Origin of the sequence: Pseudomonas sp. MPB23, assembly GCF_046605395.1 — a bacterium.
Lineage (GTDB): Bacteria > Pseudomonadota > Gammaproteobacteria > Pseudomonadales > Pseudomonadaceae > Aquipseudomonas.
This window is the reverse complement of record NZ_CP176771.1, coordinates 2,210,811-2,231,991: the sequence shown is the minus strand read 5'-3', so window position 1 is coordinate 2,231,991 and position 21,181 is coordinate 2,210,811. Positions and strand designations below refer to the sequence as shown.

19 protein-coding genes are annotated in these 21,181 nt (G+C 60.4%); 11 read left to right on the top strand and 8 right to left on the bottom strand.

Going from position 1 to position 21,181, the window contains the following annotated elements:
• Nucleotides 1-95: 95 nt before the first annotated feature.
• Nucleotides 96-2,831: a preprotein translocase subunit SecA gene (gene secA, locus ACLH0J_RS10375; RefSeq protein ID WP_411391902.1), complete on the bottom strand. Its 2,736-nt coding sequence runs from the start codon at nt 2,829-2,831 to the stop codon at nt 96-98.
• A gap of 305 nt (nt 2,832-3,136) precedes the next feature.
• Between secA and ACLH0J_RS10370 the strand changes: the two genes are divergently transcribed.
• Nucleotides 3,137-3,592: a DUF721 domain-containing protein gene (locus ACLH0J_RS10370; protein WP_411391901.1), complete on the top strand. Its 456-nt coding sequence runs from the start codon at nt 3,137-3,139 to the stop codon at nt 3,590-3,592.
• Between the two features lie 4 nt (nt 3,593-3,596).
• On the opposite strand, the gene ACLH0J_RS10365 is transcribed toward ACLH0J_RS10370, so the two are convergent.
• The gene (locus ACLH0J_RS10365; protein ID WP_411392799.1) at nt 3,597-5,075 is read right to left on the bottom strand and encodes a helicase HerA-like domain-containing protein; all 1,479 of its coding nucleotides are present in this window, start codon (nt 5,073-5,075) and stop codon (nt 3,597-3,599) included.
• Nucleotides 5,076-5,339: 264 nt separating this feature from the next.
• Here ACLH0J_RS10365 and ACLH0J_RS10360 point away from each other — a divergent pair, with 264 nt between their 5' ends.
• Both ACLH0J_RS10360 and ACLH0J_RS10355 read left to right on the top strand, forming a co-directional pair.
• Nucleotides 5,340-6,461: a glycosyltransferase family 4 protein gene (locus tag ACLH0J_RS10360; RefSeq protein WP_411391900.1), complete on the top strand. Its 1,122-nt coding sequence runs from the start codon at nt 5,340-5,342 to the stop codon at nt 6,459-6,461.
• Nucleotides 6,454-7,197: a DUF2334 domain-containing protein gene (locus tag ACLH0J_RS10355; protein ID WP_411391899.1), complete on the top strand. Its 744-nt coding sequence runs from the start codon at nt 6,454-6,456 to the stop codon at nt 7,195-7,197. Before ACLH0J_RS10360 ends, ACLH0J_RS10355 begins: the two co-directional genes overlap by 8 nt.
• A gap of 59 nt (nt 7,198-7,256) precedes the next feature.
• On the opposite strand, the gene ACLH0J_RS10350 is transcribed toward ACLH0J_RS10355, so the two are convergent.
• Complete coding sequence (locus ACLH0J_RS10350; RefSeq protein WP_411391898.1) at nt 7,257-7,433, bottom strand: hypothetical protein; 177 nt, start codon at nt 7,431-7,433, stop codon at nt 7,257-7,259.
• Between the two features lie 84 nt (nt 7,434-7,517).
• Nucleotides 7,518-8,366 carry a formyltetrahydrofolate deformylase gene (purU, locus tag ACLH0J_RS10345; RefSeq protein ID WP_411391897.1) on the bottom strand — a complete coding sequence of 283 codons (849 nt, stop codon included), beginning with the start codon at nt 8,364-8,366 and terminating at the stop codon, nt 7,518-7,520.
• A 350-nt stretch (nt 8,367-8,716) separates the two neighbouring features.
• Here purU and mvaT point away from each other — a divergent pair, with 350 nt between their 5' ends.
• On the top strand, nt 8,717-9,091 hold the full coding sequence (gene mvaT / locus ACLH0J_RS10340; protein ID WP_005790963.1) for a histone-like nucleoid-structuring protein MvaT: 375 nt from the start codon (nt 8,717-8,719) through the stop codon (nt 9,089-9,091).
• A gap of 90 nt (nt 9,092-9,181) precedes the next feature.
• On the opposite strand, the gene sbcB is transcribed toward mvaT, so the two are convergent.
• Nucleotides 9,182-10,609: an exodeoxyribonuclease I gene (gene sbcB, locus ACLH0J_RS10335; protein ID WP_411391896.1), complete on the bottom strand. Its 1,428-nt coding sequence runs from the start codon at nt 10,607-10,609 to the stop codon at nt 9,182-9,184.
• Nucleotides 10,610-10,775: 166 nt separating this feature from the next.
• On the opposite strand from sbcB, the gene ACLH0J_RS10330 reads away from it, so the two are divergent.
• The 6 genes from ACLH0J_RS10330 to ACLH0J_RS10305 are packed head-to-tail and all read left to right on the top strand — an operon-like array spanning nt 10,776 to nt 17,446.
• Entirely contained in the window at nt 10,776-11,468 is a 693-nt protein-coding gene (locus tag ACLH0J_RS10330) for an RDD family protein (RefSeq protein WP_411391895.1), read from the top strand.
• Nucleotides 11,465-12,445 (top strand): stage II sporulation protein M, encoded by a 981-nt coding sequence (locus ACLH0J_RS10325; RefSeq protein ID WP_411391894.1) that lies wholly within the window; start codon nt 11,465-11,467, stop codon nt 12,443-12,445. Before ACLH0J_RS10330 ends, ACLH0J_RS10325 begins: the two co-directional genes overlap by 4 nt.
• Nucleotides 12,432-13,961 (top strand): DUF4129 domain-containing protein, encoded by a 1,530-nt coding sequence (locus ACLH0J_RS10320; protein WP_411391893.1) that lies wholly within the window; start codon nt 12,432-12,434, stop codon nt 13,959-13,961. Before ACLH0J_RS10325 ends, ACLH0J_RS10320 begins: the two co-directional genes overlap by 14 nt.
• On the top strand, nt 13,958-15,115 hold the full coding sequence (locus ACLH0J_RS10315; protein WP_411391892.1) for a DUF4350 domain-containing protein: 1,158 nt from the start codon (nt 13,958-13,960) through the stop codon (nt 15,113-15,115). The genes ACLH0J_RS10320 and ACLH0J_RS10315 overlap by 4 nt, the downstream gene beginning before the upstream one ends.
• Entirely contained in the window at nt 15,112-16,107 is a 996-nt protein-coding gene (locus ACLH0J_RS10310) for an AAA family ATPase (RefSeq protein ID WP_411391891.1), read from the top strand. Before ACLH0J_RS10315 ends, ACLH0J_RS10310 begins: the two co-directional genes overlap by 4 nt.
• A gap of 7 nt (nt 16,108-16,114) precedes the next feature.
• Nucleotides 16,115-17,446 carry a DUF58 domain-containing protein gene (locus ACLH0J_RS10305; RefSeq protein ID WP_411391890.1) on the top strand — a complete coding sequence of 444 codons (1,332 nt, stop codon included), beginning with the start codon at nt 16,115-16,117 and terminating at the stop codon, nt 17,444-17,446.
• Between the two features lie 60 nt (nt 17,447-17,506).
• Here the strand turns inward: ACLH0J_RS10305 and ACLH0J_RS10300 are convergent, their stop codons facing one another.
• Nucleotides 17,507-17,866 (bottom strand): PilZ domain-containing protein, encoded by a 360-nt coding sequence (locus tag ACLH0J_RS10300; RefSeq protein ID WP_411391889.1) that lies wholly within the window; start codon nt 17,864-17,866, stop codon nt 17,507-17,509.
• A 225-nt stretch (nt 17,867-18,091) separates the two neighbouring features.
• Nucleotides 18,092-18,466 carry a tetratricopeptide repeat protein gene (locus ACLH0J_RS10295; RefSeq protein WP_411391888.1) on the bottom strand — a complete coding sequence of 125 codons (375 nt, stop codon included), beginning with the start codon at nt 18,464-18,466 and terminating at the stop codon, nt 18,092-18,094.
• A gap of 175 nt (nt 18,467-18,641) precedes the next feature.
• Here ACLH0J_RS10295 and pyk point away from each other — a divergent pair, with 175 nt between their 5' ends.
• A complete protein-coding gene (gene pyk / locus ACLH0J_RS10290; protein WP_411391887.1) occupies nt 18,642-20,093 on the top strand; it encodes a pyruvate kinase in 1,452 nt (483 codons plus the stop codon).
• 110 nt (nt 20,094-20,203) lie between these two features.
• Here pyk and ACLH0J_RS10285 read toward each other — a convergent pair whose 3' ends face one another.
• A complete protein-coding gene (locus tag ACLH0J_RS10285) occupies nt 20,204-21,136 on the bottom strand; it encodes an iron-sulfur-binding ferredoxin reductase (RefSeq protein ID WP_411391886.1) in 933 nt (310 codons plus the stop codon).
• Between the last annotated feature and the right edge of the window lie 45 nt (nt 21,137-21,181).

Here is a 21,181-nt window from a genome sequence, read left to right as displayed (position 1 = left end):
CTGTGCCGTCGCGATCGACGGTGAAATTAATGGCAAAACGCCGCGACGGCAGAGGCCGGTCGCGGCGCGGGGTGTAGCAGCGTCAGGCGCAAATCTTAGTTGATTTCGCCGTGGCAGTGTTTGAACTTCTTGCCCGAACCGCACCAGCACAGTTCGTTACGGCCCAGCTTCTGCTCATTGCGAACCGGGGTTTGAGCCAAGGCCACATCGACCTCCTCGCCCAAGACCTCAGGGGCCTCAAGACCCGGCGCTTCGTCATGCTGGAACTGCATGCGCGCTGCCAGTGCCTCGGCTTCCTGACGCAAGCGCGCTTCTTCCTCGATCGGGTCTTCGCGACGCACCTGAACATGGGACAGCACGCGAATCGAGTCGCGCTTGATCGAATCCAGCAGTTCGGAGAACAGCGTGAACGACTCGCGCTTGTACTCCTGCTTCGGGTTCTTCTGGGCGTAGCCGCGCAGATGGATACCGTGACGCAGGTGGTCCATGGTCGACAGGTGGTCTTTCCACAGGTCGTCCAGTACGCGCAGTACGATTTGTTTCTCGAAGGTGCGCAGCGCTTCGGCGCTCGCCTGCTCTTCTTTTTCGTTGTACGCGGCCAGCAGCTCGGTCATGAGCTTCTCGCGCAGGGTCTCTTCGTACAGGTGGTCGTCCTCGTCCAGCCATTGCTGGACCGGCAAGTCGACACCGAAGTCGCTCTTCAACGCAGCTTCCAGACCGGCCACATCCCACTGCTCAGGCAGGGATTGTGGCGGGATGTGTGCGCTGACGGTGGCGTTGAGCACGTCCTGACGGAAATCGGCGATGGTTTCGCCAATGTTGTCGGCAGCCAGCAACGTGTTACGCATGTGATAGATCACTTTACGCTGTTCGTTGTTGACGTCATCGAACTCGAGCAGTTGCTTACGGATGTCGAAGTTGCGGCCTTCGACCTTGCGCTGCGCCTTTTCGATGGCGTTGGTCACCATGCGGTGCTCAATCGCTTCACCGGACTGCATGCCCAGGGCCTTCATAAAGTTCTTCACCCGATCCGAGGCGAAGATACGCATCAGGCTGTCTTCCAGGGACAAATAGAAACGGCTGGAACCGGCGTCACCCTGACGACCGGCGCGACCACGCAGTTGGTTGTCGATACGACGGGATTCGTGACGCTCGGAAGCGATCACCTGCAGGCCACCGGATTCCAACACGGCCTGGTGGCGTTTCTGCCAGTCAGCCTTGATCTGGGCGATCTGCTCAGGGGTCGGGTTGTCCAGGGAGGCCACTTCCACTTCCCAGTTGCCGCCCAACAGGATGTCGGTACCACGACCGGCCATGTTGGTGGCGATGGTCAGCGCGCCGGGGCGACCGGCCTGGGCGATGATCTCGGCTTCTTTTTCGTGGAACTTGGCGTTGAGGACCTTGTGCTCGATGCCTTCCTTGTTGAGCAGGTTGGACACGTGCTCGGAGGTTTCGATCGTGGCGGTACCCACCAGGATCGGACGCCCCTGGGCCATGCCGTCCTTGATGTCGTTGATGATCGCCGCGTATTTCTCTTCGGCGGTCAGGAACACCAGGTCGTTGAAGTCTTTACGCGCCAGCGGCTTGTTCGGCGGGATGACCACCACCGACAGACCGTAGATCTGGTGGAATTCGAACGCTTCGGTGTCAGCCGTACCGGTCATGCCGGACAGTTTGTTGTACAGACGGAAGTAGTTCTGGAAGGTGGTGGATGCCAACGTCTGGCTTTCGGCCTGGATGTTGAGCACTTCCTTGGCCTCGATGGCCTGGTGCAGGCCTTCGGACAGACGACGACCCGGCATGGTACGGCCGGTGTGTTCGTCGACCAGCACGACCTGGCCGTCCTGGACGATGTATTCGACGTTGCGATGGAACAGCTTGTGGGCACGCAGGCCGGCATACACGTGGGTCAACAGGCCCAGGTTGTGCGCCGAGTAAAGGCTTTCGCCCTCGGCCAGCAGGCCGATCTGGGTCAGCATGTCTTCGACGAACTGGTGACCGGCTTCGTTGAGTTCGACCTGGCGGGTCTTCTCGTCGATGGTGAAGTGACCTTCTTTGGTCACCACGCCTTCCACTTCCTCGATGTGCTGCTCCAGACGCGGGATCAACTTGTTGATCTCGGTGTACAGGCGCGAGCTGTCTTCGGCCTGGCCGGAGATGATCAGCGGGGTACGGGCTTCGTCGATGAGGATGGAGTCGACTTCGTCGATCACGGCAAAGTTGAGTTCGCGCTGGAATTTTTCTTCCATGCTGAACGCCATGTTGTCGCGCAGGTAGTCGAAACCGAATTCGTTGTTGGTGCCGTAGGTAATGTCAGCGGCGTAGGCGGCGCGCTTCTCTTCCGGCGGCTGGAACGGCGTGACAACGCCAACGGTCAGGCCGAGGAATTCATACAGCGGGCGCATCCAGTTGGCGTCACGGCGGGCCAGGTAGTCGTTCACCGTCACAACGTGCACGCCCTTGCCGGACAGCGCGTTGAGGTAAACACCCAGGGTTGCCACCAGGGTCTTGCCTTCACCGGTACGCATTTCGGCAATCATGCCTTCATGCAAGGTCATGCCGCCGATCAACTGGACGTCGAAGTGGCGCATTCCCATGACACGCTTACCGGCTTCACGGGCGACCGCGAAGGCTTCAGGAAGCAGCTTGTCGAGGGTTTCACCTTTGGCTATGCGGGCCTTGAACTCTTCGGTCTTGGCGCGCAATTGCTCATCCGAAAGGGCAACCATCTGCTCTTCGAAGGCATTGACCAGCTGCACCGTCTTGAGCATGCGTTTGACTTCGCGCTCATTCTTGCTTCCAAAAAGTTTCTTTAACAAAGGCGCAAACATATCGGCAGGTTCTTCCACACATAGGGATGGAGGGCGCACCGTCAGTGGCCCGAGCAGCCCTCACGGCCGCATGCGAACGCGCATTCTACCCGGAATCGTGGGTGAGGAAAGTGGCGTTGTTCCCTGATGCTGGCATGGGGCGGTGAGAGGGCTTGTTTAAAATAAGGGCTTTTGCCGGAACTTCAACCCATGGAACGCAGAAGTTACCTATTGATTTCGCGGGCGAAGCCTAGTCGATGCATGGCTTGGGGGCGCGTGGATGCTTTCTGCTAAGATGGCCGCTCTGTTACTTAAGGTGTCTAATCATGGCATTTCGCCCTCTTACAGCCCGCGCCCCTAGCGTGTTGCTTCGCGAAGCCAAGCCGTTAAAAGCCATCTTCAGCCATGCGCAACGCCTGGGCCATTTGCAACGCCTGGTCGAAAGCCAACTGCAACCGGCCGCACGTGAACATTGTCATGTGGCGTCCTGGCGCGAAGGTAATTTGCTGCTGATTGTCACCGATGGCCATTGGGCGACCCGCCTGCGCTATCAGCAAAAACGCCTGCAACGTCAATTGATGGCCTTTGAAGAGTTCGCCAGCCTGACGCGCATCCAGTTCAAGGTGCAACCGCCCACCGTTCAGCAGGGCGCGGTGGGACATACCATGGACCTGTCGGCGAATGCGGCCGAAACCATTCAGGCAACGGCCGACGGGATCAGCGATCCAGGCTTGCGCGCAGCCCTTGAACGCCTGGCTGCCCACGCCAAGCCCAAGGCCTGAGCCGCTACTTGCGCTTGCTGCCGCCCAGCAGCGACCCCAACAACCCCCGCACCAATTGACGCCCCATCTGATTGGCGGCTTGCTGCATGGCGGACTTGAGCGCCTTGCCGGCCGCAGTGCCCAGAAACGCCCCGGCCTTGTCGGTAAAGCTTGGCTCCTCGGCAGCAGCCTTGGCCTCTTCGGTCGGTCCCAACGCCTTGCGTGCCATCAGCACTTCATAAGCAGATTCACGATCGATGGGCTTGTCATAACGGCCCAACAATGGTGAACGGCTCACCAGCGCCGCGCGTTCGGCCTCGCTCAACGGCCCGATCCTCGATTGCGGCGGCGCCACCAGCACGCGCTGGACGACCTCCGGCGTGCCTTTTTCCTGCAAGGTGCCCACCAATGCCTCACCCGTTCCCAGTTCGGTCAGCACCGCCAAGGCATCAAACGCCGGATTCGGCCTGAACCCATCCGCTACCGCCCGCAAGGATTTCTGCTCCTTGGTAGTGAACGCCCGCAAGCCATGCTGGATGCGCAGGCCGAGTTGGGCCAGCACGCTGTCCGGCAGGTCGCCCGGAGATTGGGTCACGAAATACACGCCCACGCCTTTGGAACGAATCAACCGCACCACTTGCTCAAGGCGGTCCTGCAAGGCCTTGGGCGTATCGGCAAACAATAAGTGAGCCTCGTCGAAAAACAGCGCCAACAGTGGTTTGTCCGCATCACCACGCTCAGGCAGTTGCTCGAACAGTTCCGCCAGTAGCCATAGCAGGAAGGTCGCATACACCTTCGGCGCCTCGTGCACCAGGCGGCTGGCATCCAGCAGGTGGATACGCCCGCGTCCGTCGCCGGTGGGCTGGAGGATATCTTCAAGCTGCAGGGCCGGTTCGCCAAACAACGCCTCGGCGCCCTGCTGCTCGAGCACCGCCAGGCGCCGTAACAGGGCCTGACTGGAACCGGTCGTCATCAGCGCCGCATCTTCGCCGAGCAGTTCCGGGTGATAACGCAGGTGGTTGAGCAGGGCCTTGAGGTCCTTAAGGTCCAGCAGCAGCAAGCCTTCGCGATCCGCCACCTTGAAGGCGGCGTACAGGGCCGACTGCTGGCTGTCGGTGAGTTCCAGCAAACTGCCGAGCAACAAAGGGCCCATTTCACTGATGGTGGTGCGCAACGGATGACCGGACTGCCCATGGATATCCCACAGCGTGACCGGATACGCCTTGGCCGTGTAATTGAGGAAAGGCATCCCGGCGATACGTTCTGCCACCTTGCCCTGGGGATTAGCCGCCGCCCCCAGGCCGCAGAGGTCACCCTTGATGTCGGCGGCAAACACGGCAACGCCTGCATCACTGAAGGCTTCAGCCAGGCGTTGCAATGTGACGGTCTTGCCCGTGCCGGTAGCGCCAGCGATCAGCCCGTGACGGTTGGCCAGGCGCATGGACTGGGCAATCGGCAGGCCGGAAAGGTCTGCGCCGATAAGGAGTTGCGTGGAGTCAGGCATTTCGTCACCCATGGTTAATCTTGACTGTCGCCGGGTCGATACAGGCCAATGTAAGGCTCAAAAAGTCTAAAAAAGCTCAGATAGTTCCTACAGGGACCTCGCGCTATCACAACAAGTATCACACCTTTTTTGACTCTGCCATTTTGCGCAACAGGCATCACGGTTGAAACAACGGATGGGCCGTTTCCGGATCGTCCCCTCCAATCCCGATCGAACATCTATCCTTACCCCAGGTCCACGTAAGGTGAGCAATGGATCGGAGGGGTGTTCATCGTGCATATCGCGGACATAACCATGTTCTACGCCCCCGCCAGCGGGGGCGTACGCACTTATCTCGACGCCAAGCACCGGCGCCTGGCGCTCAAGCCTGGCATTCGCCATAGCCTGCTGATTCCCGGTGCGCATCGGAGCGAACAGGATGGGATCTTCAAGGTTCCGGCGCCCGCCCTGCCTTTCGGCAAAGGCTATCGATTCCCGCTGCGCCTGGCGCCCTGGCGAAACGTCCTGCGCGATTTACAGCCAGATCTGATCGAAGTCGGCGATCCGTACCTGACTGCCTGGGCCGCGCTGAACGCCCGACGCCAATGGGATGTACCGGTCATCGGCTTCTACCACTCTGATTTGCCGCTGCTGGTGAGCAACCGCATGGGCCCCTGGTTCACGCCCAACGTTGAAGCCTACGTCAGCAAACTCTATGGCAATTTCGACCGGGTATTGGCCCCCAGCCAAGTGATGGCCAACAAGCTCATCAGGCTTGGGGTAAAGAATGTCTTCGTACAGCCGCTGGGCGTTGATCTGCAAACCTTTACCCCGGACGTGCGCGACCCCGGCTTGCGCGCCGAGCTGGGCATCGGCGAAGACACACGCCTGCTGATCTTCGCCGGGCGCGGCTCCAAGGAAAAAAACCTGCCGGTGCTGCTCAAGTGCATGAGACGCCTGGGGGATGGCTATCACTTGCTGTTGGTGGGCTCCGGGATGCCAGCCAAAGTGCCTGACAACGTCACCGTGGTCGATGGGTTTCGCCCTGCCCAGCACGTTGCCCGCTTGATGGCCAGTGCCGACGCGTTGCTGCACGGCGGTGACCAGGAAACCTTTGGCCTGGTGATTCTGGAAGCCATGGCCTGCGGCATCCCGGTGGTCGCCGTGGCCGCCGGTGCGTTCAACGAAATCGTCGATGAGCGCTGCGGCCTGCTGTGCGCACCCAATAACCCTCGCGCCATGGCCAATGCGGTGCGCGAGCTGTTCGCCGCTGATAGTCGCCGGCTGGGCGCGCAGGCTCGATGGCATGTGGAGCAGCATTACGCGTGGGACACGGTGGTCGATAGCCTGCTGGGGCACTACTACGCGGTGCTGGAGACCCAAAAACCGATGTTCTCCCATGGCTGAGCGCTCGGTTTTGCTGGTGCTGCACGATGTGGCGCCGTCAACCTGGCCTGACTACCGCGCCTTCGTCGAGGCCATCGACGCCTTGGGTACAGTGCCCATCACCTGGCTGGTGGTACCGGACTTCCATCATCATGACGGCCTGGACGGCCAGGACGACTTTCGACGCCTGCTGGACGACCGCGTAGCCAGGGGCGATGAACTGACCTTGCACGGCTACTACCATTGCGACGATCAACCCGCTCCGCGCACACCGAGACAGTGGTTCATGCGACGCATCTATACCCACGAAGGCGAGTTCTACCAATTGTCGCGGGAACAAGCGTTACAGCGCATTACCGACGGCATCGACCTGTTCCGCCGCCACGACTGGCCACTGCAGGGCTTCGTGGCGCCCGCCTGGCTGATGAGCCACGGCACCCGCCAGGCCCTGCGCCGGTTGCCGTTGACCTACACCAGCGACCCCCACCATCTTTATCGATTGCCCGATTTCACCCCGTTCGAAGCCCCCGGCCTGGTCTGGAGCGCGCGCAGTGCCTGGCGCCGCGGTCTATCCAAAATCCTGAGCGATCGACGCGAACATCACTGGCGCGCGGCGCCGGTCATCCGCCTTGGACTGCACCCGGTGGACATGCGCCATGAGTTTTCCCGCCGTTATTGGCTGCAAACCCTGCAACGCTTGCTGAACGACGGGCGCACCCCACAGACCAAGGCTGCATGGCTGGCCACACAGCCATGAGCGCGGTGATCTGGCGGTTGCCGGCCAGCCCGTGCTTATGCTGATGGCCGCGCCTATGCTCAAGCGTCTTTTTCAGGGGCGCCGGGAAGTTCCTGCAATTGCTCCCACAATTGGGCTGCACCTGGAAAGTCAGTACCGTCCTCGGCATCCAGCGCGTCCGGGTCATAGCGACTCAGACACCCCTCGCCCAACGTAGCGGGCGCCCTGGACGTGGCTTTATCGAGTGGGTCGGTCATGGGTGTGTCCTGTCGTGCGGATCAAAAAAAGGCCTGGGACGATTTAACGCCCAGGCCCTTCATTCTTCAATCATGATGCGTTGATCAGAACACGACGGTCTTGTTGCCGCGCACCAGCACGCGGTCTTCCAAGTGATAACGCAGGCCACGGGCAAGCACCATCTTCTCCACGTCACGGCCGAAACGCACCATGTCTTCGATACTGTCGCTATGGCTGACGCGCACCACGTCCTGCTCGATGATAGGACCAGCGTCCAGCTCTTCGGTAACGTAATGGCAGGTTGCGCCGATCAACTTCACGCCACGCAGGGACGCCTGATGGTAGGGCTTGGCACCGACAAACGACGGCAGGAAGCTGTGGTGAATATTGATCACCTTGCCGGCATATTCGCGGCACAGTTCCGGCGGCAGGATTTGCATGTAGCGCGCCAGTACCACGACGTCGGCTTCGTGTTGCTTGACCAGTCGATTCACTTCGGCGAAGGCCGGTTCCTTGTCCTGCGGGTTGACCGGCACGTGGTAGTAGGGGATGCCATGCCACTCGACCATGCTGCGCAGGTCGTCATGGTTGGAAATCACACAAGCGATCTCGCAGTCCAGTTCATCGCTGTGCCAACGGTGCAATAAATCCGCCAGGCAGTGAGACTCGCGACTGGCCATCAGCACCACGCGTTTTTTCTGCTCGGTGTCGGTGATGCGCCACGTCATCGAGAACTCTTCGGCGATCGGCGCAAAGGCCTCACGGAAAGCCTCGAGGCCAAAGGGCAACGTATCGGCACGAATTTCGTGACGCATGAAGAACCAACCGCTGAGATTGTCCGAGTGATGGCTCGCCTCAGTGATCCAACCGTTGTGGGAGGCCAGAAAGTTACTGACTTTGGCAACGATGCCGACCCGGTCCGGGCAAGCAATCACCAGCCGAAAAGTGCGCATTAGGGGGGAACTCCAGAACTTCGCAAAGGCCGCCATTCTAGCGATTGCGCAGAAAAACTGCAGTATTCGTTAACGCTTATTCTGATCGCTGGCTCGCCCCATGCGCCTTACATAGCCTAAGGGTTTACCCCCCTATATGAATCTAGCGCATCACCTTCCAGCTATTCTGCGAGTTGCAACGAGATTATCCTCGGGCCTATGACCTATTAATTAACTCGATCGCCTAGGTTTGCCACAAACTTTCAAAGTAATTCACCTAAATACGCCCTTAAATGTTTACTTGGGCAAACTGTCTGACTATTATTGGGCCACTCTCCCTGTCAATCAGCGCTCTACATAAGGTAGTCAACATGTCTCTGATCAACGAATACCGTGCCACCGAAGAAGCTATCAAAGAGCTGCAGGCCCGTTTGAAGAACCTGTCCCAAGACGACAAACTGCAAACCGAGCTGGAATTCGAAGGCAAATTGCGCACCCTGATGGGTGAATACTCCAAATCCCTGCGTGACATCATCGCGCTGCTGGACCCAGAGTCGAAAGTTAAAGCACCCCGTGGCGCTGTGAAAACTACCGGTACCAAGCGCGCTCGCAAGGTCAAACAATACAAAAACCCGCACAACGGCGAAGTGATTGAAACCAAAGGTGGCAACCACAAAACGCTGAAAGAGTGGAAAGCCAAGTGGGGCGGCGACGTGGTTGAAGGTTGGGCTACCCTGCTGGGCTAAGCTTCGCCAGGCCTGCGCCTGATACGCGACACATAAAAAACGCCAGCCTGCTGGCGTTTTTTTATTGCCTGTACATTCTATAAAAAGCGACTACAGATTCACCCGAGCCGCTAAAGCATCCGCATATTCCTGCCACTGCGCCAACACCCCACACTGAAGCGGCGTAGCACTAACAGCCAACTCCTGCCGAGCCAGATTAAATACCTCAAGGGTATTTGGCGCGCCCCACTCAGGATCTGACAAACGTTGCTGACAGAAAAGTTTCCAGCGTTGTTGCTCCTCGCTGCTCAAGGTGTCGGGGAAGTTACGGGCGCGGTAGCGAAATAATAATTCCGGCAAACGATGATCATCAAAAGGCCATTGCTGGCGTGCTAATTGCGCCGGATCAACGGTGCGGACTTGTTCGCACAAACGACGATCACGATCCCCGATAAAACCGTCGTATAGCTGCTGTTCGGGGTCGGTACTCGGTACAAAGTCTTCCTCCGCGTAAATGGCTGCCAACTTATCACGCCAAAGTTCCTGTGCGTCAGTTAGCCGCAGCGCCCGCTCCTGAAAAATCCCCATATCCAGATTCAATCGCTCACGGTCTTCGGCCCGCAACACATTCAAGGGAGCGACCACCGGACAACGGTTGATGTGCACCAACTTCAGCGGCACCGGCAGTTCGCCCTCGGCAAGGTCATCACGGCGGGTGTACAAGCGCTGGCGCAAGACCTGCGCATCGAGGTCCAGCAGCCCCTGCGGATCGAGCCCGAGGTCGCAGACGATCAGGGCATTGCGATTGCGCGGATGCCAGGCCAAGGGCAATACCACGCCCAGGTAATGGCGCTCGGCGGAAAACCGCCCGGAAATGTGCACCATCGGTTGTAACAAGCGCACCTGATCCATCACCTTTTGTTTACTGCGCAGTTGGAACAGCCACGCATACAACTTGGGTTGTCGCTCGCGAACAAGCCGGGCCAACGCGATAGTGGCGCGCACATCCGACAGCGCATCGTGAGCCTGGCCATGATCGATACCATTGGCTTCGGTCAGGCGCTCCAGCTTGAGCGTGACGCGCCCATCCTGCTGTGGCCACTCGAAACCCTCCGGGCGCAGGGCGTAGGCGGTGCGAACCACGTCGATCAAATCCCAACGACTGTTACCGCCCTGCCATTCCCGCGCGTAAGGGTCGAAAAAATTGCGATACAGGCTGTAGCGCGTCATTTCGTCGTCGAACCGCAAGGTGTTGTAACCGGCGCCGCAAGTGCCCGGCGCGGCCAGCTCGGCGTGTACCCGGGTCATGAAATCGGCTTCGGCCAGGCCTTTTTCCGCGAGAATGCCGGGCGTAATGCCGGTAATCGCACAGGCCGCGGGATGGGGCAGGATATCGTCAGCGGGCCGACAATAAAGATTGACCGCAGTTCCAATCTCGTTGAGGTCGAAGTCCGTACGAATACCGGCTACCTGAAGTGGACGATCCCTGCGCGGGTTGATGCCGGTGGTTTCATAGTCGTACCAGAAAATGGAGGTCACGGGCTATTCCTGTACTGAAGATCGACAAAGTCTAGGCGCTGAACAACGTCCAAGGCCAGCGCCAATGAGCTGTACAAACATCCAGCAAAACCTTGAGAGGTTGCTTCCATCGCCGACACTGCTAGCATCCGTGTCTCCCAGACGCTCAGCACTGCCAAGGATCGCGATGCCACCAGCCCCATTGGACACCCGCTACCAGATCGAGACCCCGGAGGGCATCGACCTGCCGCTGCGCCCCGCTGGCCTGATGCCACGCGCGCTGGCGTTCGCCTTCGACCTGGTCGTGCGCGGGCTGGTCATGGGTGTCCTTCTGGTGCCGTTGGCCTTGCTTGGCAACATCGGCATCGGCCTTGGCTCGCTGCTATTGTTCCTGCTCAGTTGGTGGTACATGGTGCTCTTCGAGGTGCTCAACCAAGGCTGCTCACCGGGCAAGCAGGTGATGGGCCTGCGTGTCGTACAAGACGACGGCACCCCGATCGGCTGGTCGGCATCACTGATCCGTAACCTGCTGCGGTTTGTCGACATGCTGCCCTTCGGCTACTTTCTCGGCGCAATCAGTTGCCTGCAGCATCCCCACTTCAAGCGTCTGGGCGACCTCGCCGCCGGCACGCTGGTGATCTATCGCGAACAGCCTCTTGCACGCCCCCAGGTACCTCAAGCGCCAGCACTGCGCCTGCCCTTTGCCCTGGAACTGAGCGAACAGCGCGCCATCCTTGGCTTCGCGGAGCGCCAGGGTGAACTGTCCGCAGAGCGCGTTCACGAGTTGGCCTCGATCCTCGCCACCCCCTTGCAGGTCGCCCCGGCCCGCGCAGTGGAGCAACTCAATGGCGTGGCCCGCGGGCTGTTGGGGCCAACATGAAACAGAGCCTGTTTGAAAGCCGCCACCAACCTCAATGGCAAGCCTTCGCCGAGCACCTGAAGCAGCTCGAACAAGGCAAGGCCAAGGCCAGTGATGTGGCCGACTTCCCTCATCAATACCGGCGACTGTGCCAACACCTGGCCTTGGCCCAGGCGCGTGGCTACAGCAGTTACCTGGTAGATCCCTTGCAACAACTCGCGCTGCGCGGCCACCAACAGTTGTACCGTCATCGCAGCCAATTGGCGGCGAACGTGCTGAGTTTCGTCCTGGCCGACTTTCCTCGACTGGTGCGCGAACAATGGCGTTTCGTGCTGATTGCCAGCCTGCTGTTTTTTGGCAGCCTGATAGGTATTGCCCTGCTGGTCTACCTGTTTCCAGACCTGATCTACAGCATCGTCAGCCCCCAGCAGGTGGCCGAGATGCAGAGCATGTACGACCCCGATGCCAGTCGTCTGGGCCGCGCAGCCGAACGTGCGTCCAGCGAGGACTGGATGATGTTTGGCTACTATGTGATGCACAACACCGGTATCGCGTTCCAGACGTTTGCCGCCGGCTTGCTGTTCGGCCTGGGCAGTGTGTTCTTCCTGATTTTCAACGGCCTGATCATCGGCGCGGTCTCAGGGCACCTGACCGAAATTGGCTATGGGGAGACCTTCTGGTCGTTCGTCATCGGCCATGGCGCATTCGAACTCAGCGCCATCGCCCTCGCCGGTGCCGCGGGCTTGCAACTGGGCTGGGCATTGATTGCGCCCGGGCGCCTGTCCCGTGGCGAGTCCTTGCGGCTGGCAGCCCGTCAAAGCGTGCAGATGCTCTGCGGCGTCATGATGTTCCTGCTGATCGCCGCGTTTATCGAGGCCTACTGGTCCTCAAGCACCGGAATCCCCCCTTGGGTCAAATACCTGACAGGCACTGTCCTGTGGTTGCTGGTGGCCGCGTACCTGAGTCTTGCAGGAAGGACACGCCATGCGCCTGAGTGATGCCAGCGTGGTGATTCGCCCACGTTCCTCCTGGGAAGCCATGGACCTGGGCGTATTAATGGCCCGGGAACATCGCCTGCTATTGATGAGCAGTTGGGCGCTGATGACACTGCCGGTGTTCGCGCTGCTCACTGCGCTGCTGTGGAAATACCCGTCCACCGTCATGTTCCTGTTCTGGTGGCTGAAGCCGGCCTTCGACCGCCTGCCGCTGTATATCCTGTCCAAGGCCCTGTTTGGCGAAACGCCCAGCCTCAGGCAAGCCATGCGCCAGTGGCCACGCCTGCTGAATGGCCAACTGCTCGCCAGCCTGACCTGGCGAAGGCTCAGCCTGAGCCGCAGCTTCGTCATGCCGGTGAGCCAACTCGAAGGCCTGGGTGGCCAGGCTCGCCAAAAGCGCTTGGGCGTACTCCTGCAACGCAATGCCGGTGCAGCACGCTGGTTGACCACCGTCGGGGTGCACCTGGAGATCGGCCTGTGGTTCGGCTGCATGGCGCTGTTCTATCTATTTATTCCCCAACAACTCGAGATGGACTGGGACTGGCAACGCCTGGCCCTGGCGACACAGTCGGAGGGACTGTGGCTGGAACACCTGGGTAATACCTTCTACGCCCTGATCCTGGTGTTTTGGGAACCTATCTATGTCGCCTGCGGTTTCAGCCTCTACCTGAACCGCCGTACCGTACTGGAGGCCTGGGACCTGGAACTGGTCTTTCGACGTCTTCGCCAACGCCTGAGCGGCGTGGTCCCCCTGCTATTACTGATGACCGCACTGACATTGCTGCCGTTCAGCCCCCCTGTGATGGCCAACGCTTCCCCCCCCAACAAACCGTTGAGCACCCAAGGTGCAAGCCAATCGATCAAGACGCTGCTGGACAAGCCCCCCTTCAAGAACCCGGAGACCCTCACGCGCTATCGCTTTGGTGAAGACAAAACCGCCGCTGAAAACACAGCACAGCGTGATGGCAAACTTCCAGCTTGGCTGAAGGCACTCCTGGGCAACCTCAACAGCGACACCTTCAAACACATCGCCCAAGGCCTGGAAGTCCTGTTGTGGAGCCTTCTGATGGGCGGCCTGGCCATGCTGGCGTGGCGCTATCGCGAATGGCTGCGCACCTTTGTCGGCCGGCGCTCGCGTCACACCCCCGAGGTGACCCAACCAGTGTCCATACAATTATTCGGTCTGGATCTGGGCACCGAGACCCTGCCCGACGATGTTGCCAGAGCCGCCGAGCAACTGTGGGCCACCCAACCAAGGGAGGCCTTGGGCTTGCTGTATCGCGGCCTGCTCAGCCGGTTGCTGCATGACTTCAACCTGCCGCTCAAAAGCGCCGACACCGAAGGCGAGGTCCTGGAACGTGTTCACCAGTTGCAGCAACCGCAACTGCTGGCCTTCAGCGACGAATTGACCCGTCATTGGCAAAATCTCGCGTACGGCCATCACCTTCCCCCGATATCGGCCCAGTCCAAACTGTGCAGTGATTGGCGCTCCCTGTTCAACACAGGAGGCCCTCGATGAACCGGCCGTTGCTGTGGGTGGGGCTGCTGTTGGCGTGCCTGCTCGGCGCGGGCGGGCTTTACGCCTGGAGCAAAGCCATTCCCTATGACGAAGTGGTCGACCGCGGCCCCTCTCCAGAAGCCCTGACCAACCCTTACCTCGCCGCCGAACACTTTCTGCGTCAACAAGGCCTGACCGTGGAACAGGCCAATAATCTGGAGCGGCTGGGGAGCCTGCCGGCCAAAGGCAACAGCCTTTTGTTACTGGGCGCACGCAGCAACATGTCACCCCGCCAGGTCGAGCATCTGCTGGCCTGGGTCAGATCCGGCGGCCATCTGTTGCTGGTGGCCGAGGCACTGTGGGACGAAGAAACCGGCAAAAGCGGCGATCTGTTGCTCGATCGCCTTCAAATCCACCAGACCTTGAGTGACGAACCTGAAGAGCCCTCATCGGCGCGTCAAAAGACAGCGCCGGACCTGACCAAACTCTATGTCGATAATGAAACCGCCGCGGCCTATTTCAGCTTCGACACCGACTTCAACCTCATCGACCCCAAGCACGTGGCGCAATTTTCCGCCAATAGCGCCCGGTCGAGTCACCTCATGCAGCTCAACCTGGGGAGCGGCAGGGTGACGCTGCTCACCGATAGCGATCTGTGGAAAAACCCGGCTATCGGCAAACACGACAATGCCTGGCTACTGTGGTATCTGAGCCAGGGCACCGCCGTGACCTTGCTGTTCAACAGCGATTTCGACGACCTGTTCACCCTGCTACTCCGGTATTTCCCCCAGGCTTTGGTGGCGCTCATCAGCCTGCTCGCCCTGGGACTCTGGCGCGCCGGTATGCGCCAAGGGCCTATCCAGCCTCCGGCTCCCAAAGCTCGCCGACAGTTGCTGGAACACCTCAACGCCAGCGCTGACTTTCTGCTGCGTCACAGCGGCCAAGGCACGCTGTTGCAAGCCCTGCAGCGCGATATCCTGCGCACCGCCCGGCAGCGGCATCCCGGCTTTGAGCACCTCGACAACACAGAACAGTGGCGGGTGCTTGAACACCTGACGCGTCAACCCACTCACGTCATCAGCCAGGCCCTCGGCCCACTCCCGGCAAAGCGGCTTTCCAGCGCCGATTTCAGCCGGCAGGTGGCGTGCCTGCAAACACTCAGGAATGCCCTATGAGCGATTTTCCAAGCGCCCCTGCCCTGTCCAGCGAAACCCTTCAGCGTGCCAGCCAGCAGGCCCAGTCCCTGCGTGTAGAACTGCGCAAGGCCGTGATTGGCCAGGACCAGGTGATCGATGATGTCCTTACCGCGCTGATCGCCGGCGGTCATGTGTTGCTCGAAGGTGTCCCAGGGCTGGGCAAAACCCTGTTGGTACGTGCCCTGGCTCGTTGTTTCGACGGCGATTTCGCGCGCATCCAGTTCACGCCCGACCTGATGCCCAGCGATGTCACCGGCCACGCCGTTTACGACCTGCATACCGAACAATTCAAGCTGCGCAAGGGGCCGGTGTTCACCCACCTTCTACTCGCCGACGAAATCAATCGCGCCCCGGCCAAGACCCAGGCCGCCCTGCTCGAAGCCATGCAGGAGCGGCAAGTCACCCTAGAGGGCGAAGCATTGCTCATCGACCAGCCGTTCATGGTGCTGGCGACCCAGAACCCCATCGAGCAGGAAGGTACCTACCCCTTGCCGGAAGCTGAACTGGACCGTTTCATGCTGAAGGTCCGCATGGACTATCCACAGGCGCAACAGGAACTGGATATGGTGCGTGAAGTCACGCGTTCCTCTCGTGCCGACATGCTGGATGTGCAGCCGTTGCGCACGGTGCTGCTGGCCGAAGACGTGCTGCGGTTGCAGCAGATCGCCAGTGAGCTGGCCCTGGATGAACAGGTGCTCGACTATGCCGTGCGCCTGGCGCGAGCCACCCGCACCTGGCCCGGACTGGTCATCGGCGCCGGTCCCCGGGCGTCCATCGCGCTGGTACGCGGCGCCCGCGCCAGGGCGTTGTTACGCGGCGGCGAATTCGTCACCCCGGACGACATCAAGGGGTGCGCCCTCGCGGTACTGCGTCACCGTGTACGCATCGCGCCAGAGTTGGACATCGACGGGCTGGACGTCGACCAGGTACTCAAGCAGTTGCTGGACCAGATTCCGGCGCCTCGGCAATGACCTGCCCATGAAACCGACCCGTCTGCTGTTGACCTGGCTTGGCGTACTGCTGGGCTTGAGCACACTGCTCGGCACTGCAGCAGCGCTGCAGTTCAAGGTACCCGACACCTTGCATTCAGTGGCTTGGGGCTTGCTCCTGGCGCTGTTGCTGCTGGCCATGCTGGATGCCATGCGACAGCGCCGCCGCCGGCCTCCGCGCGTGCAACGGCAGATGCCCGGTAGCCTGGCGCTGGGGCGATGGGGTGAGGTTCGCCTGGCCTTGGAACATGACTACCCCCAGCCGCTGACGGTCGAGGTATTCGATCACGTTCCCGACGGCTTGACCGTGGAGAACATGCCACAGTCCATCGCACTGCACCCGGGTGAACGCAGTGAACTGGGTTATCGCCTTCGCCCCCTGCGACGCGGGCACTTCAGCTTCGACCGTTGCGAGATCCATGTGCCCAGCCCGCTGGGCCTCTGGTCGGCACGGCATTTTATCGAGGCCAGCGATGTTATCCGTGTCTACCCGGATTTCGCCCGGCTGTACGGTGCACAACTACAGGGTGTGGATAACTGGCTGAGCCAACTGGGCGTACGCCAACGCCAACGCCGCGGTTTGGGGCTGGAGTTTCATCAACTGCGCGAGTTTCGTGAGGGTGACAGCCTCCGGCAGATCGACTGGAAAGCCACCGCGCGACAACGCACGCCCATCGCCCGGGAATACCAGGACGAGCGCGATCAACAGATCGTGTTCATGCTCGATTGCGGCCGACGCATGCGCAGCCAGGATGACGAGCTATCCCATTTTGACCACGCCCTCAACGCCTGCCTGTTACTCAGCTATGTTGCCTTGCGCCAGGGAGATGCCGTGGGGCTGTGCACCTTTGCCAGCGATCAGTCTCGCTACCTGGCGCCAGTGAAGGGCAGCAGCCAGTTGAACCGGTTGCTCAACGCGGTATACGACCTGGACACCACTCGACGAACAGCCGACTACCAGGCAGCGGCGAGCCAACTGCTGGCCCGGCAAAAACGTCGGGCCTTGGTGGTTGTGATCACCAACCTGCGGGATGAGGACGATGAAGCATTGCTGACTGCCGTCAAACGCATCAGCCGCCAGCACAGGGTGCTGGTGGCCAGTTTGCGCGAAGAAGTACTCGATCAACTGCGCCAATCCGCCGTACAGACGCTGCAGGAGGCACTCACCTATAGCGGCACCGTCGATTACCTCAATACCCGGGATGAGTTGCACGACCGCTTGAGGGCCCATGGGCTGTCAGTGTTGGACACCACGCCATCGGAGCTGGGAACGGCCCTGGTGACACGCTATCAGGGGTGGAAGAAAGCCGGAATGCTCTGAAAAAGAGCGCACGACCACGGCATGGGCAACCACCCGGACCGGGCCGACAACGCGCTATGTCTAGGCCGAAGCCTGCAAGGGATCAAAACTGAAGTAGTGCAACAAAATGCTGATCAATTGCCCATATTCCTCGGGCGCTTCAAGCACGCTGAACCCGGAGTCGTAATGCCGCGGGTTGATATCTTCATGACTCCACAGGCAGGTCGCCGTGAGATCGATGACATCGAAGGTGTCGTCAACCCCTGGAATCTTCAAGCGCAACTTGAAATCCGCGTTGACCATCATGGGTAACTGGCTGATTAACATCAGCCCATCCTCGGAAACATTACCCAAGAAACCGATGGGTTTGTCGGTAAGGCCATTAAACACTTGCAGAAAATAAGGTAGCTGGTGCCGCTCGATCCGTCTGTCAGTAAACATGGTGAGATCGCCATCCAGTGGCCATGACTCTGGCCGTGCCAGTGATTCGGAACGAGCAGAACCGCTCGCTCTCCCTGGATTTCGGCGTGACAACAGACAACGCTGTGTCACTGGACATCCGCCGAATCCGGGCCTCTCATTCATTCGAGTCGAAACTTGTACAAATGAACATCCAAAGGATAGCCCAAGACTGGCGACGGGCCAGTTAGGACCCGACGAATATCTTTACAACGAGGCCGGCCTTGGCTGAGCGGCACTTGCGCCAGGGTAATGCCCCAGTTGCTGCAACGTGTCCAGCCTCGCGCGTGCACGGTAGGCGTACTCACTCGACGGGTATTGGTTGATGATGAATTGGTAGGTCTGCACCGCATCGACGAACAGTTTCTGCCGTTCCAGGCATTGCCCGCGCAACATCGAAACCTCCGGCTGCACATAACGCCGGGTGCGGCTCTCGCGGTCGACCTGGGACAATTCCAGGGTGACGCGCTCGCAATCACCAACCCCATAGGCGCGGTAGGCGTTATTCAGATGATGGTCCATCGACCAGCGGGTACAGCCAACAACGCTGACGGCGAGGGCAGCAATAAGCAAAATTCGCATGAGGGTTCTCCTGTCTTGAGCAGTGTATCGACACCAGGCCGAAAATCTTCAAGGATGTTCATCCATTCAAGCAAACCGAAAACAAGCGAATCGCCGATAAGTAGTGCAAACGAACAATGACTACAACCAAAGAGCATAGTAGCCTTCCTCAGCGCTTGAACTCAGGAGTCTGTGCATGTCCGTCCGTCGTACCAAAATCGTCGCCACCCTTGGCCCGGCCAGCAACTCGCCGGAAGTCCTCGAACAGCTGATTCTGGCTGGTTTGGACGTTGCCCGTCTGAACTTCTCCCACGGCACCCCCGACGAGCACAAGGCTCGCGCCAAGCTGGTGCGTGACCTGGCCGCCAAGCACGGCCGCTTCGTGGCACTGCTGGGTGACCTGCAAGGCCCGAAAATCCGTATCGCCAAATTCGCCAACAAACGAATCGAACTGAAGATCGGCGACACATTCACTTTCTCCACCAGCCATCCACTGACCGAAGGCAACCAGCAAGTCGTGGGTATCGACTACCCGGACCTGGTCAAGGACTGCGGCGTCGGTGACGAGCTGCTGCTGGACGACGGCCGTGTGGTCATGCGCGTCGACACCGCTACCGGTACCGAACTGATCTGCACCGTGACCATCGGCGGTCCGCTGTCCGACCACAAAGGCATCAACCGTCGTGGCGGTGGCCTGACGGCGCCGGCCCTGACTGAAAAAGACAAAGCCGACATCAAGCTCGCCGCCGAAATGGAAGTGGACTACCTCGCGGTGTCCTTCCCGCGCGACGCCGCCGACATGGAGTACGCCCGTAAACTGCGCGACGAAGCCGGCGGTACCGCATGGCTGGTGGCGAAAATCGAACGCGCCGAAGCCGTGGCCAATGACGAAACCCTCGATGGCCTGATCATGGCTTCCGACGCGGTGATGGTTGCCCGTGGCGACCTGGGCGTGGAAATCGGCGACGCCGAGCTGATCGGTATCCAGAAGAAGATCATCCTGCACGCGCGCCGCCACAACAAAGCAGTGATCGTGGCGACCCAGATGATGGAGTCGATGATCCAGAACCCGATGCCAACCCGTGCCGAAGTGTCCGACGTGGCTAACGCCGTGCTCGACTACACCGACGCCGTGATGCTGTCGGCTGAAAGTGCTGCCGGCCCGTACCCGCTGGAAGCCGTGCAGGCGATGGCGCGTATCTGCGTCGGTGCCGAAAAGCACCCGACCAGCAAGACCTCCAGCCACCGCATCGGCCAGGTGTTCGAAAGCTGCGACCAGAGCATCGCCCTGGCCGCCATGTACACCGCCAACCACTTCCCGGGTGTGAAGGCGATCATCGCCTTGACCGAAAGTGGCTACACGCCGTTGATCATGTCGCGCATCCGTTCCTCGGTGCCGATCTATGCGTTCACCCCTCACCGCGAAGCCCAGGCTCGCGCCGCATTGTTCCGTGGCGTGTACACCATCCCGTTCGACCCGGCATCGCTGGCACCGAACGAAGTGAGCCAGAAGGCTATCGACGAGTTGGTCAAGCGCGGCGTCGTAGAGAAAGGCGACTGGGTCATCCTGACCAAGGGCGACAGCTACCACACCACAGGTGGCACCAATGGCATGAAGATTCTGCATGTGGGCGACCCGCAGGTCTGAGTGACAGCTGAAAAACAAAAGCCCCGCCATGTGAATGGCGGGGCTTTTTGCATTCCAAGTGGGAGGATGGCGCCGCCCATGGCGAATCTGGCGACCGTCGAATTCAGCGCTCAACCACGGGGCAGAAACACATCGGCCAGCAGTTGATTGCGCGGCAGCCCCGCCAGGAACAGGCGCTTGGAGAAAGCCTCGACGCTGACCGGATGCCCGCAGAGCAAGGCCAGCGTTTGCCGGGAAACAAGCCGCAGTTGCGCCAATGCCTGGTTCAACTCCGCCGCCGTCCACAGCTCCACCGTCAGGTTGGAATGATGCGCGACCAGCGCGGCCAGGGGCTCGGCCAAGTAATGACCGTCAGCATCATGAGCCAGATGAATAAGACGGATGGCGCCCTGATGATCCTGGCGCAACGCCTCGCGCAGCACGCCCCACAAAGGCCCCAGGCCCGTGCCCGACGCCAGCAGCCAGAGCGGTCGGGCTTGCCAGTCGGGATCGTAGTGCAGCGCGCCGCCGCGCAACTCCCCCAACCGCAAGCGATCGCCTACCCGCAACTGCCGGGCGAGATCGCTGAATTCACCGGGCTGACGGCAATCAAGATGAAACTCCAGGAAAGGATCCTCCTGAGGCAGACTGGCCAGTGAATAAGGCCGCGCCACCTGCCCCGCCCATACCACCAGATGCTGCCCGGCCCGATAACGCAGGGCGCGCTCCGGTTGCAGGCGCAGGCGCAGTACGTTCGAGCTCAACCAATCGACGCCCACCACCTGGGCCGACAACCCGTCACGCAGCGGATCAAACGTTTCGACCCGCACATCCCCACTCACCTGGCACTGGCACGCCAGCCGCCACCCCTCCTGGCGTTGCGCCGGGCTCAGAGCATCGGGCTGCTTGTCCTCGACCTCGCCCCGGCAACGCACCAGACACGCATGGCAACTGCCGGCGCGGCAACTGTAGGGCACGGCGACGCCGGCCTGGTTCAGGGCATCCAACAGGTTGCTGCCGGTGGAGACCGACCAGTGGCGTTCGCCGACGTACAGTTCAGGCATACAAGGTCTCGGATCAAAAAAGCCTGCACAGGGAATCACGCCCGG

Bases quoted from the DNA above. Each gene is read 5' to 3' on its own strand.
- mvaT (WP_005790963.1), top strand. From the start codon at position 8,717: ATGTCTCTGATCAACGAATACCGTGCCACCGAAGAAGCTATCAAAGAG.
- ACLH0J_RS10330 (WP_411391895.1), top strand. From the start codon at position 10,776: ATGCCACCAGCCCCATTGGACACCCGCTACCAGATCGAGACCCCGGAG.
- ACLH0J_RS10300 (WP_411391889.1), bottom strand. From the start codon at position 17,866: ATGTTTACTGACAGACGGATCGAGCGGCACCAGCTACCTTATTTTCTG.
- ACLH0J_RS10325 (WP_411391894.1), top strand. From the start codon at position 11,465: ATGAAACAGAGCCTGTTTGAAAGCCGCCACCAACCTCAATGGCAAGCC.
- ACLH0J_RS10305 (WP_411391890.1), top strand. From the start codon at position 16,115: ATGAAACCGACCCGTCTGCTGTTGACCTGGCTTGGCGTACTGCTGGGC.
- pyk (WP_411391887.1), top strand. From the start codon at position 18,642: ATGTCCGTCCGTCGTACCAAAATCGTCGCCACCCTTGGCCCGGCCAGC.
- ACLH0J_RS10365 (WP_411392799.1), bottom strand. From the start codon at position 5,075: ATGCCTGACTCCACGCAACTCCTTATCGGCGCAGACCTTTCCGGCCTG.
- ACLH0J_RS10370 (WP_411391901.1), top strand. From the start codon at position 3,137: ATGGCATTTCGCCCTCTTACAGCCCGCGCCCCTAGCGTGTTGCTTCGC.
- ACLH0J_RS10285 (WP_411391886.1), bottom strand. From the start codon at position 21,136: ATGCCTGAACTGTACGTCGGCGAACGCCACTGGTCGGTCTCCACCGGC.
- purU (WP_411391897.1), bottom strand. From the start codon at position 8,366: ATGCGCACTTTTCGGCTGGTGATTGCTTGCCCGGACCGGGTCGGCATC.
- secA (WP_411391902.1), bottom strand. From the start codon at position 2,831: ATGTTTGCGCCTTTGTTAAAGAAACTTTTTGGAAGCAAGAATGAGCGC.
- ACLH0J_RS10320 (WP_411391893.1), top strand. From the start codon at position 12,432: ATGCGCCTGAGTGATGCCAGCGTGGTGATTCGCCCACGTTCCTCCTGG.
- ACLH0J_RS10355 (WP_411391899.1), top strand. From the start codon at position 6,454: ATGGCTGAGCGCTCGGTTTTGCTGGTGCTGCACGATGTGGCGCCGTCA.
- ACLH0J_RS10315 (WP_411391892.1), top strand. From the start codon at position 13,958: ATGAACCGGCCGTTGCTGTGGGTGGGGCTGCTGTTGGCGTGCCTGCTC.
- ACLH0J_RS10295 (WP_411391888.1), bottom strand. From the start codon at position 18,466: ATGCGAATTTTGCTTATTGCTGCCCTCGCCGTCAGCGTTGTTGGCTGT.
- ACLH0J_RS10350 (WP_411391898.1), bottom strand. From the start codon at position 7,433: ATGACCGACCCACTCGATAAAGCCACGTCCAGGGCGCCCGCTACGTTG.
- ACLH0J_RS10310 (WP_411391891.1), top strand. From the start codon at position 15,112: ATGAGCGATTTTCCAAGCGCCCCTGCCCTGTCCAGCGAAACCCTTCAG.